The organism is Ferruginibacter sp. SUN106 (assembly GCF_050611765.1).
GTDB lineage: Bacteria > Bacteroidota > Bacteroidia > Chitinophagales > Chitinophagaceae > Ferruginibacter.
The window spans coordinates 284,403-301,094 of record NZ_JBODJC010000005.1 but is presented as its reverse complement, the minus strand read 5'-3'; the positions used below and the strand labels follow the sequence as shown (position 1 = coordinate 301,094).

Annotated in this window: 15 protein-coding genes; 9 read left to right on the top strand and 6 right to left on the bottom strand. The window is 41.4% G+C overall.

Going from position 1 to position 16,692, the window contains the following annotated elements; genetic code table 11:
• Positions 1–223: 223 nt before the first annotated feature.
• From ACQ334_RS20800 to ACQ334_RS20780, 5 genes are all read left to right on the top strand, one after another.
• Positions 224–910 carry a DUF1345 domain-containing protein gene (locus ACQ334_RS20800; protein WP_430990194.1) on the top strand — a complete coding sequence of 229 codons (687 nt, stop codon included), beginning with the start codon at positions 224–226 and terminating at the stop codon, positions 908–910.
• A gap of 133 nt (positions 911–1,043) precedes the next feature.
• A complete protein-coding gene (locus ACQ334_RS20795) occupies positions 1,044–1,538 on the top strand; it encodes a hypothetical protein (RefSeq protein ID WP_430990193.1) in 495 nt (164 codons plus the stop codon).
• Positions 1,539–1,670: 132 nt separating this feature from the next.
• Positions 1,671–2,171: a hypothetical protein gene (locus ACQ334_RS20790; protein WP_430990192.1), complete on the top strand. Its 501-nt coding sequence runs from the start codon at positions 1,671–1,673 to the stop codon at positions 2,169–2,171.
• A gap of 171 nt (positions 2,172–2,342) precedes the next feature.
• Positions 2,343–3,425 carry a hypothetical protein gene (locus ACQ334_RS20785; RefSeq protein ID WP_430990191.1) on the top strand — a complete coding sequence of 361 codons (1,083 nt, stop codon included), beginning with the start codon at positions 2,343–2,345 and terminating at the stop codon, positions 3,423–3,425.
• 175 nt (positions 3,426–3,600) lie between these two features.
• Positions 3,601–4,230, top strand: coding sequence for a hypothetical protein (locus tag ACQ334_RS20780; RefSeq protein ID WP_430990190.1), 630 nt, complete (start codon positions 3,601–3,603; stop codon positions 4,228–4,230).
• 543 nt (positions 4,231–4,773) lie between these two features.
• On the opposite strand, the gene ACQ334_RS20775 is transcribed toward ACQ334_RS20780, so the two are convergent.
• The 3 genes from ACQ334_RS20775 to ACQ334_RS20765 are packed head-to-tail and all read right to left on the bottom strand — an operon-like array spanning position 4,774 to position 6,976.
• Positions 4,774–5,442 carry a response regulator gene (locus ACQ334_RS20775; RefSeq protein ID WP_430990189.1) on the bottom strand — a complete coding sequence of 223 codons (669 nt, stop codon included), beginning with the start codon at positions 5,440–5,442 and terminating at the stop codon, positions 4,774–4,776.
• Between the two features lie 5 nt (positions 5,443–5,447).
• Positions 5,448–6,587: an ATP-binding protein gene (locus ACQ334_RS20770; RefSeq protein ID WP_430990188.1), complete on the bottom strand. Its 1,140-nt coding sequence runs from the start codon at positions 6,585–6,587 to the stop codon at positions 5,448–5,450.
• 14 nt (positions 6,588–6,601) lie between these two features.
• Entirely contained in the window at positions 6,602–6,976 is a 375-nt protein-coding gene (locus tag ACQ334_RS20765; RefSeq protein WP_430990187.1) for a hypothetical protein, read from the bottom strand.
• A gap of 139 nt (positions 6,977–7,115) precedes the next feature.
• Between ACQ334_RS20765 and ACQ334_RS20760 the strand changes: the two genes are divergently transcribed.
• From ACQ334_RS20760 to ACQ334_RS20745, 4 genes are all read left to right on the top strand, one after another.
• Positions 7,116–9,596: an aminotransferase class I/II-fold pyridoxal phosphate-dependent enzyme gene (locus ACQ334_RS20760; RefSeq protein WP_430990186.1), complete on the top strand. Its 2,481-nt coding sequence runs from the start codon at positions 7,116–7,118 to the stop codon at positions 9,594–9,596.
• Between the two features lie 72 nt (positions 9,597–9,668).
• On the top strand, positions 9,669–10,013 hold the full coding sequence (locus ACQ334_RS20755; RefSeq protein WP_430990185.1) for a helix-turn-helix domain-containing protein: 345 nt from the start codon (positions 9,669–9,671) through the stop codon (positions 10,011–10,013).
• A 58-nt stretch (positions 10,014–10,071) separates the two neighbouring features.
• Positions 10,072–10,500: a MauE/DoxX family redox-associated membrane protein gene (locus ACQ334_RS20750; RefSeq protein WP_430990490.1), complete on the top strand. Its 429-nt coding sequence runs from the start codon at positions 10,072–10,074 to the stop codon at positions 10,498–10,500.
• A 110-nt stretch (positions 10,501–10,610) separates the two neighbouring features.
• Positions 10,611–10,940 carry a hypothetical protein gene (locus tag ACQ334_RS20745; RefSeq protein WP_430990184.1) on the top strand — a complete coding sequence of 110 codons (330 nt, stop codon included), beginning with the start codon at positions 10,611–10,613 and terminating at the stop codon, positions 10,938–10,940.
• 43 nt (positions 10,941–10,983) lie between these two features.
• Here ACQ334_RS20745 and ACQ334_RS20740 read toward each other — a convergent pair whose 3' ends face one another.
• The 3 genes from ACQ334_RS20740 to ACQ334_RS20730 are packed head-to-tail and all read right to left on the bottom strand — an operon-like array spanning position 10,984 to position 16,645.
• A complete protein-coding gene (locus tag ACQ334_RS20740; RefSeq protein WP_430990183.1) occupies positions 10,984–12,336 on the bottom strand; it encodes a RagB/SusD family nutrient uptake outer membrane protein in 1,353 nt (450 codons plus the stop codon).
• A gap of 16 nt (positions 12,337–12,352) precedes the next feature.
• On the bottom strand, positions 12,353–15,352 hold the full coding sequence (locus tag ACQ334_RS20735) for a SusC/RagA family TonB-linked outer membrane protein (RefSeq protein ID WP_430990182.1): 3,000 nt from the start codon (positions 15,350–15,352) through the stop codon (positions 12,353–12,355).
• Between the two features lie 24 nt (positions 15,353–15,376).
• Positions 15,377–16,645: a TlpA family protein disulfide reductase gene (locus ACQ334_RS20730; protein WP_430990181.1), complete on the bottom strand. Its 1,269-nt coding sequence runs from the start codon at positions 16,643–16,645 to the stop codon at positions 15,377–15,379.
• Between the last annotated feature and the right edge of the window lie 47 nt (positions 16,646–16,692).

Genomic DNA, 16,692 nt, shown 5'->3' with positions numbered 1-16,692 from the left:
CTCAATAAAAATGCATAGCTTATAAAGTTGTTCATTCTTCCACGGAAAGATAGATTCAACTTTTTTTGCCAGCGACAGGTTGTGGGTAGAAAAATGTATACGGTGTTTACACCATGGGGGCATATAAAACATACATGGGTTTGCAATTGCATTTAATGGCATAATTTTCTCTTGTAACCCTTATTGCATTTACAACTACTTTTACTGCTTAAACAACGATGCCATGGGTACCACTACGAAAAATAAAACCGGCAATATATTTTTGCGCATGCACCCTTTGCAGCGCATACTGCTTAGCCTGGGCATTGCGCTGATCGTTTTTTTGGCAACCCGTAATACAGATCTGAATGCTACGCTTACCATCACCTTATTGTGGGATGCATTTGCGCTCTCTTTCATAAGCAGCAGCTGGGTGGTTTTTTTCAGCCGCCCTGTGGCCGACATTATTAAGCAGGCCAATAAGGAAGATGGCAGCAAGTTGTTTGTAATGATCAGTATCCTGGTAACAGCCTTTGCCAGTATGTTTGCAGTGATGTTGCTGGTATTATCTAAAGAACAGTCGCCAGACAAGGTAGTGCTGGCCGTTATACTGGCGGTGGCAGGCATGATGCTGTCCTGGGTAATGGTGCATACCATCTTTACTTTTCATTATGCCCACCTGTATTATTTTAGTGGGAAAGATGATACCCCCGATGGCGAAGCGCTCGATTTTCCGGCTACGCCAAAACCAGACTACCTGGATTTTGCCTATTTTTCCTTTGTTATCGGTATGACCTTCCAGGTATCGGATGTTACCATTAACTCCCGCTTGTTGCGACGCACTACACTGGCACATGCCCTGTTATCTTTTGCACTCAACACTTTTGTGGTGGCATTAACGATCAATTTAATTGCCGGGCTGAGAGGCTGAGGGTAATGAATAATTATTTAATGGGTAGTGTGCCCCTTGTAAAATACCCCTGTTTGTGGTATTGACGCCGGTATTTTGAATTTTTACTTTTACGGTGGTCTTTTAATCAATTAAATCATCTAAAACTTTTTTTATGCCAACACCTGATATGTTGAAGCAAATGGCTTTAACCAAAAGAAAATACTTTGTGTACAATGTAAAATTTGTATGCGGTATGCAGAAAAACAAATTTGAAAGTGAATGTGAAGGGGCAATTGTAAGCCGTGGTATTTACAGCACCGAAATTAATATCCTTAACTATGGGCCTAAGGAAACTACTGTTATAAAAGCATTTATACCTGTGGTAGTAAACAATAAGGCTATTGCCCGTGAACCTGAAACACAGGGCATTGCCGGAGTAGACAGGGTAGTGCTTAAACCCTTTAATGCCACCATGGACGATTGTTGCAAGATAACAGAGATGCTTAAAAAAGCCGGTGCTGATGACCAGTTAAAAATTGGTTTTGTAGAAATCATCAGCCCGATACAACTGGAAGTGGTGGCGGTGTATACCGTTACCAACCTGGAGCAAACCAACCCTACTATAAATGTAGTGCCGGTGGAACCGAGGAGTTTAAGTATTGGATAAATAGCAGCAGTATAATGAAAGGCGGTGCGGCGGCGTACCGCTTTTTTATACCCGGCATTTTATCAATGACGTTTCTATAAGGATTATATTTGAAATGCAAACCACCTGACAGCACCGCTAAGCGCCTTTGTTATGGAAGTACATCATCACCCACACGTACATATAAATATAATTTACAGGAAAATACTAATCTGGCTTTTATCAATTTCCTTACTGGCTGTTGGTTGCAGACAAAACACATCAAACAGTACGTCTACCAAAGACTCTCTGATTGCTGCTCATGACACTTCGCTTCAGCAGCAAGACACAAATAGAGTTATTAAAAACAGGCCTGGCTTAAAAGTTGCTCAAACCTGGACAGACTCTTTAATTGAGAACTATATCAACAACTCAAATAATGCGTTGATTAAGTTGTCTCTTAAGAGTAAAGTTTCGGAAGAATGGCTTTTTGACCAGACAATTAACACAGATTCTGCGAAATTTCTCGTCTTTCAAATTGGACATGATGAATCAGACAAAGGAGAAAAAAATAAACGTTTTGTTACTGACCAATGGATTTATATAGACAGTGTGACCAAACGCCTTTATGAATATGATGCGGCGAATGACAGTTTAATCCGCCTGTCAAAATAATATTGCATTAACCAAATGCAAATCCCAACTGCAGTTTGAACCTGACGAATAAATCTCAATATTAGTTCTTACATTCAACTTAACATTTTCAATCAGCTGCGGGTATGGGCAGGCGGAATACTAATTCCCTAACTGCAGCCCCCGGACGTTACAGGCAATACTAAACCGAACATGTACTTTCTATTTAAAAAATATAATTTCTGCAGGTGCCTCCTTTTAACCTGGCTTATTTGTATTGTATTTACACCAGTACAAGCACAGAAAAAAAACCGCAGTGAGAGATATGTTGACGCTTATAAAAAGTATTTAACCGCTGCATGCCCGGTTGAAAGAGACAGTATTCAGCATTTTGTATATTTTGCCAAAGACAGGGAATTAATAAAAGATCATCCTTTTCTTTCTCATTCAATGTTTAAAGGAGCACAGATCATGTACGCATGGCGTGACCTTGAACCTAAAAAAGGGAAATATGATTTTTCTATTTTAAAGCAAGATTATGACTACCTGAGAAAGCATAAAAAGAAACTATTCTTACAGTTACAGGATGTAACCTTTGATCCAAAATACAAAGCCGTACCAGATTATTTACTAACGGCCGAATATGACGGTGGCGCTGTATTGCAATACAACGACGATGATAGCCCGGGTGGATGGGTTGCAAAACGCTGGAATAAAAAAGTAAGGGAGAGATTTGCATTATTGCTTAAAGCGTTAGGAAAAGAATTTGATGGTAAGCTGGAAGGTATTAACCTGCAGGAAACCGCCATCGGGGTAAAAGATCCGGGTTTTTCCCCAACGGATTATGTTACCGGGCTAAAAGAGAATATGCTTGCCTTAAAAAAGGCGTTCCCCACATCAACTACTATGATATACGCCAATTTCATGGCGGGTGAATGGTTACCCGGGGATGATAAAGGTTATCTCCGTGGCATTTATGAATATGGTGAACAAATTGGCGTTGGGCTTGGTGCGCCGGATTTAATGGTTACAAGAAAAGGCCAGCTGAACCACGCCCTTGCCATGATGCATGAAGGGCATTTTACTGTACCCCTGGGCATTGCAGTACAAGACGGTAATTACATTGGCGAAACAGGCGACATTGATGAGGAAACAAAGAAAAAACCACATAATAATATTGTGCCGTTATTGCATGCCTTTGCTAAAGACTTTCTGAAGATCAATTACATGTTCTGGGTAAACCAGGAGCCCTATTTTAAAACAGACGTATTGAGTTGTTTCCCCAATGAAAAATAAATTACTGCATTATAACCCGGGGTTTGCCAAAATGGTAGGAACGGAAGCCGTGTTTGAACTTTTATTTATAAATTGAGGTTGCAGGGCAGAGAGTGGGTTGATTTTTCAATTACGGGCAGCCCTGCCCGATACCAGTAATGCCAGAAGAAAGAACTTACTACAATAATCACTGACAATGGGAATGGACATCAATATTTACACAAAAGGATTTTCAGCAGGGCTGATACCGGGAATTAAAAAACGATTTGCCGACTTTAACATGGAAATTGAGTTTCATCCTGAGTTTAAGTTTGACGAACAGGCAGACACAGGTTTTTTGCCCATAAAGCTGAAAGTGCATACAGGGCACTCCAAACAATATGACAATATTAAACATGAGATCATGACCGGCTTTGAGCTTTTATTTGACGACTATGATTTTGACGAAGCATTAAAAAACACTCCCCAAGAAACGATAGCGCCTGAAAGGAAATCATTTTTATCAAAACTTTTTGGAGGCAATAAAACAGCTGCACCCACAGCCGTTAGTTTTGTTGCAGACAACGAAGTTGACAAACTTCTTAAACATTGTAAAAAGGATATATTGCTTAATTGGAAATGCCGGAATAAAAGCGAATTAAGGGTTAGCTTATTCTTTGCAGCTATTTTAGCAGAGTTGACAGACGGGGTTATTTACGACCCACAAAACGGACGCTATTTAAGCGGACAACAGGCACTGCAGACATTTCCCCAGGAAATTGAAGCGTATGAGCAATCATTAACTACAGGCGAATTTACAGTTGACAAATTTGAAGGATGGGTATGAAAGTGAGAGAAACATGTGCCGGTATGATGGGGTCTTGCGTTAACCCAGACAGATAAAGGGCCGGACACGCAGGTTACACAATGCCCACCTGTTGTGTGTAATATTATAAAATCAATAGTTTATTTTTCTTACAGCAACTTAATCGTAAAGGGGTGTTGCTTTTTTTATGGCTGGTGGTATGCTGTGCTGTAGTATCCCGGCTTTTAACCATCGGCATTTAATACTGCCTCAATAAAGGTTTTCTGATGAGATGAAACAGTTTTTTATTGGAGGTAATAAATGCTGCGGTTAAAAACCGCCAGAATCAATAGACACAAGTGAGCTGCCTGCGGCAGAACACTTGCGCCAGATGTGGGTTCCATTTACCGGCTTACTGCGGCTTCTCTACGGCTTCTCTACGGCGTTTTGCTATAATATCCGTTTTTTTAGTTTGGATCGGTGCAAGGCCTATTGCATATTTACTGACAGAGGCATTTAATCAGGTTAACAAAAAACATCTGCCGGTCCCGGCAGGAACGAAAGGAAACGGATGCGCCAAGACTGTTATAATAAATTGAGCCTTATAGCTGCTTTTACCAGCCCTACCGTGTTTTTTACGTGCAGTTTGTTGATGAGGTTTTGCCTGTGGGTATCAACAGTTCGCTTGGATAAGGATAGCTTTTGTGCAATTTCATCATTAGTAAATTCTTCGGCTATCCATAGTAGTATTTCGAGCTCCCGGGGAGTGAGTGCAGATCTTTCCTGCAATTGTTTTACCGTTAATTCTTTTTGAGATTCGATGAGCTTTAATGCTGCGGTATTGCTGAAATAAATATTGTTTTGCAATACTGTCCTGATGGCGTTCTGCAATTCTCCGGGTTCAATGCTTTTGAGTACATATCCCCTTGCTCCCGCATCCATCATTGCCTGGATACAGGGCAATTCGTCGTAATGACTTAAAACGAGGATCTTTGCAGCCGGCCTGAACCGCAGGGTGCGATAAATAGTTTCTACACCTGAAATACCGGGCAGCTGATAATCGATAATGATGAGTTCGAAATTTTCCCGGTTAATTTTTTTCAATGCATCTTCACCGCTTGCTACTTCTGTAATCCTGAAAGGAAAATTTTTTTTCATTGCCATCAACATCATTTTTAAGCCGTCTCTTACCATTTTATGGTCGTCGATTATCAATACATTAATAGGAGTTACGGAGGTTTCTTCTGCAAGCATATTTTTTAGTTTTGTGGTATGGATATAATATAGCGGGTGCCTTTGCCCTTAATGCTGGTTAATTCTAATTTTCCTTCGTGCGACCTGATCCTGGACTGTACATTCTTTAAACCCATGCCATCATAATCATGTTGGGTATTGAAGCCTTTGCCATTATCCTGCAATACCAGGGTTAATACATTTTTATTATGGCTGAATTGAATTCTGATGTGCCGTGCTTTACCATGTTTGACTGCATTATGTATAAATTCCTGAACAACACGATACAGATCGATGGCCAGGGCCGGAAAAACCACAGGCCAGCCGGTAAGATCTTTCAACTCAAATTTTATTTTATTAGCTATCAACACCTGGTTACAAAATACTTCAACGGCTTTTACCAATCCAAACTGCTGGAGCGAACGTGGCATGAGATTAAAACAAATATTCCTTGTATCGAGTATCATTTCGGCCATTGCCGTGTTTGCCTGCATGAGTATTTTCTTTTGCTGCAGATTATTTGTACAGCCGGCAATTGTGCTGATATAAAATTTAATACCTGCCATTTGCTGGATAAGACTATCATGTAAATCTTTTGCCAGCCTTGTTCTTTCTTTTTCCTGGGTATCAATAATGGCCCTGATGACCAGGTTTTCTGTTTTAATGCTGTGACTAATATCTTTTGCGGTTAAGAGTATGCGGCAGCGTAACTGTTCGTCGGCAAAATATACCAGGTTAACTTTTACAGGAATGATCTGCCCTTCGGCCGTTTTTAAACGACAGCATTCGAACTGCATGGTTTTAGTTGGTTTCAGCTGCTGCATTAATTTACGGAAAGAGGGCAATCCCTTTATGCTGATGGTACTGAGGGGTTTTCCTTTTAAAAAAGCTGCTTTATATTTTGACAACCTGGCAGCAGCCACATTGACTTCCTCGATGCAGCCGTGCGTATTGATGACCAGGACCATATCGGTGACTGCATTGAAAATATTATTGAAATAATTACGGGAAATGGTAGCTGCATATAATTCTTCGCCCAGCATATTAATACTACTGCCGATGCCGTCTAACTGATCGAGTGCCGAAGAGAGAGGGACCTGCTTATGAAAGTTGCCCCGGGCGTACTGGCTGAGTACGGCACTGATTTTTTTTAAGCGTTTATTCATACAAGATAATTTATTTACCTAATAAACTGGGCCAACCATTTTTCTGCTTTTTGAACGTTACTGAATATCTTTACCGGCATGGAAGTTTTATTTACCGAAATAAAAAAATTGCCGATGATACGGTGGAACTCAGATTGTACCACTATAGCTGTAGCAATAAGCCCTTGTGTGGCTTCGGGAGAGGCCAGGTATTCCCTTGCCGGCTTGCTGATACTAACAATTTCGTGACCAATAATCATAACCGGCCATTGCTGCCCCTGTGTAAAGGCCATCCTTGCCCTTACTATTTCCTTAGCTATTGGCAGGCTGATGTGCAGTTTTTGCATATAGCTGCCAATTAAAATGCCTTTGTTGGTGTGCAGGTATACGTATGAGTTATCGGGCACCATTTAATAAAGCTAAAAATAATCTTTGAAAATATTGTACGCTTTTATACCTAGGCGTAACCGTAAAAAATATTGTTGAGCATGCGTATTTGTACTGTTTTTATTTCCGTGAAAAAAGGGCAGGTTTGAAAAAATTTTACAGATGAGCAAACAACAAGATTTTTACGATACTATTGACGAGATTGCCCAATATGGAATATCCAAAGGCATTTTTCACCTGACCACTTCCACTACAGCAATTAAGGGAACAAGTATTACCATAAACAAACAAACGGTAATAAATTTTGGCTCGTGCAGTTACCTGGGCCTTGAATTTGACCCACAATTAAAAGAGGGTGCAAAGGCAGCTATAGATAATTACGGCACTCAATTCTCGGCCTCGAGGGCCTATATTTCACTGGGGCTGTATGATGAACTGCAGCAACTTTTAGAAAAAATATTTGAAGCCCCGTGTGTAATAACGCCTACCACTACACTGGGGCATATTGCTGCTATACCCGTACTGATTAGCAACGATTGTGCAGTAATCATGGACCAGCAAGTACATAATTCTGTACAAGGCGCTGTACAGCTTTTAAAGCCCCATGGCGTGACGGTGGAACTGGTGAGGCATAACCGGATGGACCTGTTAGAAGAAAAGATATGTGCGCTACGGGCTACCCATAAACAGATATGGTATATGGCAGATGGTATTTACTCGATGTTTGGTGACAGCTGCCCCATTGATACCATTTTTTTATTGTTAGAAAAATATCCGGAATTGCATTTTTATGTTGATGATGCCCATGGGATGAGTATACATGGCAAATACGGAAGGGGGTTTGTTTTAAGCCGGCATACTATACATAAAAAGATGGTAATGGCCACCTCGTTAAATAAAGCTTTTGCCTCGGGAGGAGGTGTGCTGGTTTTTGGAAATGCCGCATGGGCGGAAAAGGTGGGCAATGTGGGAGGGCCTTTATTAAGCTCGGGGCCTATGCAACCATCGGCACTGGGAGCTGCTATAGCGAGTGCCAGATTACATCTTAGTGCAGCCCTGCCTGTGTTGCAGGAACGGCTGAGGAAAAATATTGCTTTTACATTGGCGATGCTGAAAAAATACCAGCTACCGCTGGTATCTGAAGCCGGGGCTGCTATATTTTTTGTTGCCGTAAGTTATCCTAAACTGGGGCATAACGTAGTTGCCAGGATGCTGAAAAAAGGGTTTTATGTAAACCTGGGTATTTTTCCAACAGTACCGATGCGGCAAACCGGTATACGCTTTACTGTTACGAGCCTGCATTTGCCTGCGCAAATAGAAAGTATGGTGAAAACACTGAGCATTGAACTACTTGAGGCCATGACAGAAGAAGGCATTACCCTGCAACAAGTGTATAAGGCCTTTAAGTTACCCCTGCCCCTGATTAAGGCAAAAACCCGCCGTATAGCTTCGGCCAGGGCCAGTATTTACCTATCCCATTTTAACAGCATCCGTGACATTGAGCCTGCTACCTGGGATAAATTATTTGAGGGCAAAGGCATATTTGACTGGAAGGGTTTACAAGTTCTCGAAAACAGCTTTTGTGATAATAAGCTGCCAGAAGACAACTGGCTATTTGATTACCTGATGGTAAAGGACGAGGCAGGGAATATTATTGCTGCCACTTTTCTAACCACCAGTTTATGGAAGGAGGATATGCTTTCCCCTGCCCCGATATCGGCACAACTGGAAGAAAAACGAAAGACTGACCCCTATTATTTAACGAGCAGGGTAATTTGCAGCGGCAGCTTATTAACGGAAGGGCCACATTTGTATATTGACCATACCCATCCTTTATGGAAGGAGGCTATACCGGTGATACTGGAAAAAATTTATGCTTTGCGGGAGCAACACAATGCCAGCCATATTGTGCTACGGGATTTTTATGGCCTCCGGCGTGACTTAGACCGCCTGATGGCAGATAATGGTTTTATAAAAACTGCACTTCCTGATACTCATATTGTGCCATCGATGGACTGGAATTCGCCGCAGGAATTTTATGATTCCCTATCGGTAAACAACCGCGACCATATTAGGAAAAAGGTATTGCGACATATTCCCCGGTTTGAGGTGGAAGTGATAAAGGTTTCGAACTGGCAGGAAGAAATTGAACACTGGTATGATTTGTACCTGAATGTGAAAGAAAAAAGTTTTGAGCTTAACACATTTACCCTGCCGGCTAAACTATTTAAGCAGCTGGCGCATAATGAACACTGGGAAAAACTACAACTTACCCTGAAGCATACTACCAGCGATGCTGAAAACAAACCCTGTTGTGTGGTATTCAGCTATATGAGCAAGACTGCCTACATGCCTGTTTTAATAGGGATTGATTATACGCATAATGCTGAATTTAATATTTACCGGCAAGCTTTATACCAGTTGCTGCTGCGGGCCAAAAAAACCGGCAAAGCAAAACTGTTTTTAGGATTTTCGGCGGGACTGGAAAAACAAAAAATAGGTGCAGAACCGCAGCAGGTATATGCCTACCTGCATAGCCATGACAGCTACCCGATGGAAGCACTGGCGGCGTATGCTGCTACCGGAAAAAAAAGAAAACCGGGAACCGGCCTAACATACAAAGGGCGTGTTCATGATTCATGAACATGATAATAAATTGAACAGCCCTGCAATACCCAACAGCAAGATTGAAAGAACTGCCTGAACTTATTATTTATGCTGCTATCCGAATATGATACAGAATGCCTTGCGCAAGCCAAAAAGCTGATTGATGCTGATTTGAGTGTGCATTATTCAATTGCCACGATTGCGCATTCCACAGGGCTTGGGGCCACTAAACTAAAAACCGGTTTTAAAGCTGCATACGGATATAGTCTTTTTGCCTACCTGCGCATGCAGCGCATGAAAAAGGCGGCTGAGTTACTGAGCGACAGCCGTAAAACAATTAAACAAATAGCCAAGGCTACCGGTTTCCGGTACATGAATAATTTTATACGGGCCTTCAGCGCCAATTATTCTGTTTCTCCAGCTGCTTACAGAAAAAACCTGTTACCTAAATAAACCCAGACTGATAACTTTTGTGCCAACACTGATATTTTTTGCACCCGAGCTTTATGATATGTTTTTGCTCAATTATAAACGGATATCTACTGTGATAAATTTTTTGCTGGTACTATTATTTGTATATACGGGTACCAGCAAGTTGCTGGGGCACCAGGTTTTTAAGGAGCAACTGGAACAGCTGCATTTTCTACAGCCCCTGGGCGGATTTATTTCAGTTACTCTTCCTGTTACAGAAATTATAAGCGGGCTTGCAATTGCCTTTAAACCCACTATGCGATGGGGTTTATGGCTGGCGGCTTTACTGATGACCATATTTACAGCTTATGTAGGTTTTATGCTGGCGGGAGACAACACGAAGCTGCCCTGCAGTTGTGGTGGCGTAATGAAAGCGATGAGCTGGAAAACGCATTTATGGTTTAATATTTTATTTACGTTGCTCGCCTGGGCAAACATATACTTAACGGATATCCGCAAAAGGGAGTAAGCTGAAAACCTTTAACAGAGTAAGCACTATTATTTTACCAAAGCTGTTCGCAAGCGCACAGCAGTCTTAGTTTTTTAAACAATTTTTTATTATCATTTAAAACATTTTTTATGAAAAGATTTTCTATCGGCCTTGTGGCTGTATTAATGGCCATTGGCTTTGCGGCATTTACTACGCCCAAGCAAGTTGTTGCTACAACAACTACCAACAACCTTTACCGCTATATGCCAAATGCATTAAGCCCTGATCCTACAGATCCTGCGCAGTATGTATATACGGCTAATGCTGACAATTGTACTGAGGGTAATGATGAAATATGCATTATCAGCTCCCCAGGCAGTGCTGCAACTGGCGCACACCCTACTTTCACCAAGGGAAACGACCCTTACAATAATCTTGCTGAAAGTGTATCAGTGGTTGCAGAAAGAGCCGCTCAGTAATTGCTTTAAAAAATAAGCCCTGTCGCCCGACAGGGTTTATTTTTTATCTTGGGTTTTGCATCATACCTGTAAGTGCAATAACAGACGATGGAATGGGCAAGGCATAACGATTTTCATTAGGGCGCAAAAAATAATCTACACCATTGAGGGTTCGCTGTACTGTTTGTTGAGTGGCCGGATCTTTATTTAGCCTTTTAAGATCTGTCCATCTAAGATCCCGGAAGATCAATTCTTTCCTTCTTTCTTTAAGGATAATATTAAGTGCGGTGGCTGTATCTGTTGCAGCAAAGGTCACAAAAGTGCCCGTTTTCCACCTTGTTATCATCAGGTTGTTGAGTACAGCCATTGCCTCTGTTATATTGCTTTGCCTGGCTAAACATTCTGCTTTAATGAGGTATAACTCATCCGTACAAATTCCTGTAAATAATAACCCACTCTGGCTATAACTTCCTTTAAACCCATAGGTGCCATTTCCATTGCTTTTGAAAAACAGGGTTTTTCTTAGATCATTTACAGCATAAGATCTATACAAATCAGAATCGACAAGTGCTTTAGTATTTGTAAGAATAGTAGGTGTATTCATCTGCGTATGGATTATGACTTCGCTGTTATACTTTGCAAATGGAAACGAGGCTGCTGAACTGAGGTTGTTATAATTCAGCAAGTTTGCATTAGCAGCCAGGCTTTTGGTTGCATATACCAGGGCACTGTCATACATACCCATCATTAAATAGGTTCTTGCCAGCAAGCCATCCGCTGCGGTTTTAGAGGGGCGCATTACATGCAGCGGTGTAACAGGCAGGTAAATTCCTGCTGCCTTAAGGTCGCTGAGTACCTGGTCGTAAGTTTGTTTTACGGTACTCCTTACCGATAGTACACTGAAATCGGATTTCAGGCGCAGCGGAATACCTGGATCTGTGGCTGCGGTAATTTTGTCGTAGGCTTTTGCCCACAGGCCAGCTGCTATTAAAAAAAACCTTGAGCGGTAAAACAATGCTGCCCCTTTTATGTTATTCCACTGCTGCTGTTCGTTAACCGCAGGGGTTATTGTTTCCAGTTTTTCCAGTACCACATTTGCATCGGTAATACCATCATAAGTCCTGGACCAATGATTGGGTGAATCAAACAGTGTAATATCATCTTCCCAGGTGTACATGTTTTTAGCTGAAGCACTGGTTAATGCCGCCCAGGTTGAATAGGTAACGTAATAATTATCGGCGCTTACTTCGCCTGTGCCTGCTGAATTGGTATTCATCAATCCATCGTTATCTAAAAGTGCCTGTAATGCATTGAGGTTATCGGGTAGCTGAAGTTTTTGATCGGGCTTTTGATCAAGGTATTTTTTGCAACCCAGCAACAAGCATGAGATTGCCGCAAGCAGGAGTATCTTTTTCATTATTATATTTTTTAGATTATTGAAAAGTACATTTAACACCCAACGCATAAGTAGCTGATGGAGGAATATCCATGGGACTGTAATCCGGATCAAGGCCTTTTTTGTTTGCCCGCCAAAGTATACCAAGATTAGAGGCACCTGCAAAAAACTGAATACGCTGTGCCGCCAGCTGTTTTGGTCTTTTAAGCATCAATGTATACGCCAGGTTTATAAACTGGAGTCGAATATGGTCGCCTTTCTGAACCATTGAGCTGGAGGAGTTATACAGTAAATCCCGTGCAGGTATTGCCGGATAAACCATTGAGGGCACATTAGTAAATGCTTCATCACCAGGCTGCTGCCATCTACGGGTATAGTCATCGCTTCCTTTTTTGTCTGTTCCATTAAACAAGCCTGTATATGAAAAGCTGCTACTTTTAAAAAAGTAGCGGAATTTATAACTGATATTTACCTGCAATTCGAATTGCCTGAATGCAAGGCTATTGTATAAGGACCCAAAAATTTGTGGTATTGCTGAGCCATTGTAATCGAGATCGTTAAAAGTGCTGCCTGAGCCTGTTATAGCAGCATAATCGGTACTCAGTTTATCTTTTAGATAACCCTGTGGATTACCTGTAAGCGGATCGAGGCCGCCCCATTTATAGGAATACAAAGCGTGTATTGGTTTTCCCTGTACTGCTGTAACCTTGTCGCCATCGTTTACAAATGCGGATGCAATTGGATTAGCCATATATGCAGTTGTAACCTTATCAGCATTTGCACTTATTATACATGTGGTATTCCATTGGAATTTACCTTTTGTATTAATTCTATTAAGTACTATATCTACCCCATTGGATTTCATGGAAGCTACATTTCTTACCACGGTTGGGCCGCCCAAACCTGTTGTAATATCGATAGGGAAATTAGCAAACAGGTCTGTTGCTTTTTTGTGGTACCATTCCAGGCTGCCTGAAATGCGATTGTTTTTACCAGCGAAATCGATTCCTATATTAGTAATGGCCACTGTTTCCCATTTAAGGGTGGGATTAGGAAACTGCTGAATGGCTGCATAGGGGAAACCTGTGTTGAGAGAATTGCCTATATTAAAAACAGTAACTACTGCAGTTCGTTTAGGGTCGGCATTGCCGGTATATCCATAGGTGGCCCTCAATTTCAGGTGCGGTATGAGGCTGCTTTTATAAAACGCTTCTTTAGAAATATCCCAGGCAGCACCTGCTGACCATAAAGGTGTCCACTTGCTATTGGTAGTAGCACCAAACAGATTAGATGCATCCCTGCGGCCACTAAGTGTAAGGTGGTATTTGCCATTATAACTATACGCTGCATTGGCATAAAAAGACACAAATTTTTTTGTTTGATCGGTAAAATCATTTTGGTAGGGAATGTTTTGATAATCGCCATTAGGCAGGGCAGGATAAGTATTGCGATAGTCTACCCCTACGCCACTTATATTAACCGGGTTGTAACCATAAGTGCGAAAAGACTGGCCCTGGGTATGTATATCCCTTAGTTCGCTACCTGCAATAGCAGATAGCTGATGCCTGTTAAAACTGCGATTAAAATTGAGTTGTTCCCTCAAATTAAATACCTGTATATTATTTACCGCCTGATCGTAAATACCTCCCATGGGGGCTATATAGGTAACCACCCCCGTTGTGGAGTTAACCTGACTGAAACCATTTATCAAATTACGGGCATAGTAACTTTGAGCATCTTGCAAGTTATTAGTTAACGACTGCTGTTTTTCATATTGATATTTAGTTTCTATATTAAAACCACCACCTAACTGGTATTGTGCACCCACATTAATAACAAGGTTGGTTGTATTGGTCTTTACAAGACTATGCTGATAATCATCGGCAGGATAGAAATTCCAATCTAATAATTTACCCTTGTACAAAGTATCTGTAAAGCTTAACCGATACTGATAGGCTACAGGCATTGCGGTTCCATTATCATCCCGAAGGCTTGAATAGGGATACAAATAAGTTTGTGCTGCGTAACCGGGTTTGCCTGAAACTGTATTTGACCGGATGTAATATATACTGGTATTTATTTTTAATTGCTTTACAGGACGAAAAGTATTTTCGAAACGTACCGAAGACCTTTCATACTTTTCGGATAGTGAACCCGTGCCCTTGTCGTAACTGCCAGCAGCTAACCAGGTGATGGTATTGGTGCCGCCGCTAAAACTTAGTGCATACTGGTTATTTAAGGAAGATTGATACATGTATCTTTCATATTGATCCCTTACATCGATACCCCTTAATTTTTGTATTGCTGCATCTGCTGCGGTATTGCTAATGATGCCCCTTGACTGCTGGTCTAATATTTCTACAACCGGTGATACCGGCTCGTGATAAATACTTGATAAAAGACTTGTATAGTAACCTTTAGCAAAGAGCATTTTTTCCATATCGATGTAGTCACCAGAACTAATCGTGTGTTTATAATGCATATCTGGTGGAGAACTTGCCTGGAGGCCTGCACTAAAATTGGTGGTGACAGGCTGGCCCAGTTTAGCTTTTTTAGTGTTGATGACAATAACCCCATTTCCGGCTTTGGTACCCCAAATTGATGCTGCGGTGGCATCTTTTAACAGGGTAATGGATTCTACCAGGTCGGGGTCAATTGTATTTATATCGCCCTCGTAGGGAAAATTATCCAAAATGATCAATGGCGATGCAGGGCCGTTGATGGTACTTAAACCCCTTACTGTAATGGCGGGTATAGCAGAGTTGGTATGCTTATTAATTGCCACAGATGGTACCACTCCTTCCAAACGATTAAGGATATTGTTGCCCGTTTGCAGGTTGAGCGTTTTATTATCTACCTGTGTAAAAGAACCTGTGGACCTGTTTTTAGACAAAACCTGATAGCCAGAATTGAAGACTACCACGCTATCCAAAGAGACTGCTGCTTTTTTTTGTGCAGTATCTTTTGGAAGTTGTTGCTGGGCCATGGCGCAGCAGCCGATAACCAAATAAATGAATAAACAATAATAATATTTCATGTTCGCTAGTTTTGATTTTAATGATTAGTTTTTAGAAATTACCAGTACTTCCAATTCTCTTTTACAGGAAATTATATCGAACCCCAGGGGCCTGAGTGCCTGTTTTAATAAGTAGAAATTGGTGAGATCTGTAAATGAAAAGTTTACAGATACTGGCAGGGTATAGCCTGTTTCGTCAAGTACAACAGGCTTTAACGGTGTGCCGGGTGATTGCGTATTCAGCTTATTAACCAATACCCGTACTGGCTTGTTGTGCAGGCACCAGAAGCCCTGTGCATCCTGGAAAAAACCTGTATCTTTTGCCGGCAGGTAATCGTTGGCGGTATTTACCCCCTGTAATTTTATGATGGCATAGCAATCGATTATTCTTTTTTGAACGGCAGCGGACAGATTAAACTGGCGATCGAGATCCTGCCGCATGATGACCTGCATTTTTTCTACTGGTGTAAACTGTGGCACCAATAATTCGTAACTGAAACAATGGGTACTTTTCCAGGCGGCAGTATGCAAGGTACCAAGCAAGGTTGTATCGAGACCGTTTTCCAATACCATTCGGTTGCCCGCAATAGCAGGGAATGCCAGTGCATAAAGCCGAATGAGTGGTTGATTTAAAAAATAGCGGCGAAAGATATTGCCTGGTAAAATGGAAAAGCCGACGCCAGTGCCAGCCCCACTGAGATAACGAATGATAGAAGACCGTATAACCAGACTGGCGATGGAACCTCCATTACCTTGCTCTAACAAAAGTTTTGACTGGTCAAAATCGAGCTGATCTGATTTGAGCGCTAAAGCGGTAGTATTACCCTGTAGTGCCGCCCTGATATTTTGTGCATTGACTTCATCGGGACCGGTGATGGCTATCACCACACCCTTGTTTATCCAAACTGTGTGTGGTATGGCTTTGTGAGGGAAAAGACGAGCCAGTTGTTCATCTTTATAAATTACCGGCAAGGTATACCTGTTGCGATTGAAGAATGCTATTATTCTTTTTTGATCATCGCCACTTTTGGGATTGTTGACCAACAAAACCTGCAGGCTATCTTTAAATTGCTGTTGCAGGGTATCCAATTTTGGAAACTCCCTGATGCAAGAGGCGCACCATGTAGCCCAAAAATCGACCAGGATCAGCTTTGTATTATGTGCATTAAGCGAAGTGGTTTTGTAAGGGGCATTTAATACCGCTTTAAATTGCAATGGAGGTAATTTGCTGCCAATTGGTAATGGTGCTTGGCTTGTTTGGGCATTGTTTAGTAATGGGCAAAGGAATAGTATTAAGCAATAAAAGCCTTTCATTGCAGGTATATTTTAAATTTAAAAATGAGTTGTACCTTATATGAGCT

What these genes read in the sequence shown, in the direction of transcription:
- ACQ334_RS20800 (WP_430990194.1), top strand. Translation starts at nt 224, where the DNA reads ATGGGTACCACTACGAAAAATAAAACCGGCAATATATTTTTGCGCATG.
- ACQ334_RS20795 (WP_430990193.1), top strand. Translation starts at nt 1,044, where the DNA reads ATGCCAACACCTGATATGTTGAAGCAAATGGCTTTAACCAAAAGAAAA.
- ACQ334_RS20790 (WP_430990192.1), top strand. Translation starts at nt 1,671, where the DNA reads ATGGAAGTACATCATCACCCACACGTACATATAAATATAATTTACAGG.
- ACQ334_RS20785 (WP_430990191.1), top strand. Translation starts at nt 2,343, where the DNA reads ATGTACTTTCTATTTAAAAAATATAATTTCTGCAGGTGCCTCCTTTTA.
- ACQ334_RS20780 (WP_430990190.1), top strand. Translation starts at nt 3,601, where the DNA reads ATGGGAATGGACATCAATATTTACACAAAAGGATTTTCAGCAGGGCTG.
- ACQ334_RS20775 (WP_430990189.1), bottom strand. Translation starts at nt 5,442, where the DNA reads ATGCTTGCAGAAGAAACCTCCGTAACTCCTATTAATGTATTGATAATC.
- ACQ334_RS20770 (WP_430990188.1), bottom strand. Translation starts at nt 6,587, where the DNA reads ATGAATAAACGCTTAAAAAAAATCAGTGCCGTACTCAGCCAGTACGCC.
- ACQ334_RS20765 (WP_430990187.1), bottom strand. Translation starts at nt 6,976, where the DNA reads ATGGTGCCCGATAACTCATACGTATACCTGCACACCAACAAAGGCATT.
- ACQ334_RS20760 (WP_430990186.1), top strand. Translation starts at nt 7,116, where the DNA reads ATGAGCAAACAACAAGATTTTTACGATACTATTGACGAGATTGCCCAA.
- ACQ334_RS20755 (WP_430990185.1), top strand. Translation starts at nt 9,669, where the DNA reads ATGCTGCTATCCGAATATGATACAGAATGCCTTGCGCAAGCCAAAAAG.
- ACQ334_RS20750 (WP_430990490.1), top strand. Translation starts at nt 10,072, where the DNA reads ATGTTTTTGCTCAATTATAAACGGATATCTACTGTGATAAATTTTTTG.
- ACQ334_RS20745 (WP_430990184.1), top strand. Translation starts at nt 10,611, where the DNA reads ATGAAAAGATTTTCTATCGGCCTTGTGGCTGTATTAATGGCCATTGGC.
- ACQ334_RS20740 (WP_430990183.1), bottom strand. Translation starts at nt 12,336, where the DNA reads ATGAAAAAGATACTCCTGCTTGCGGCAATCTCATGCTTGTTGCTGGGT.
- ACQ334_RS20735 (WP_430990182.1), bottom strand. Translation starts at nt 15,352, where the DNA reads ATGAAATATTATTATTGTTTATTCATTTATTTGGTTATCGGCTGCTGC.
- ACQ334_RS20730 (WP_430990181.1), bottom strand. Translation starts at nt 16,645, where the DNA reads ATGAAAGGCTTTTATTGCTTAATACTATTCCTTTGCCCATTACTAAAC.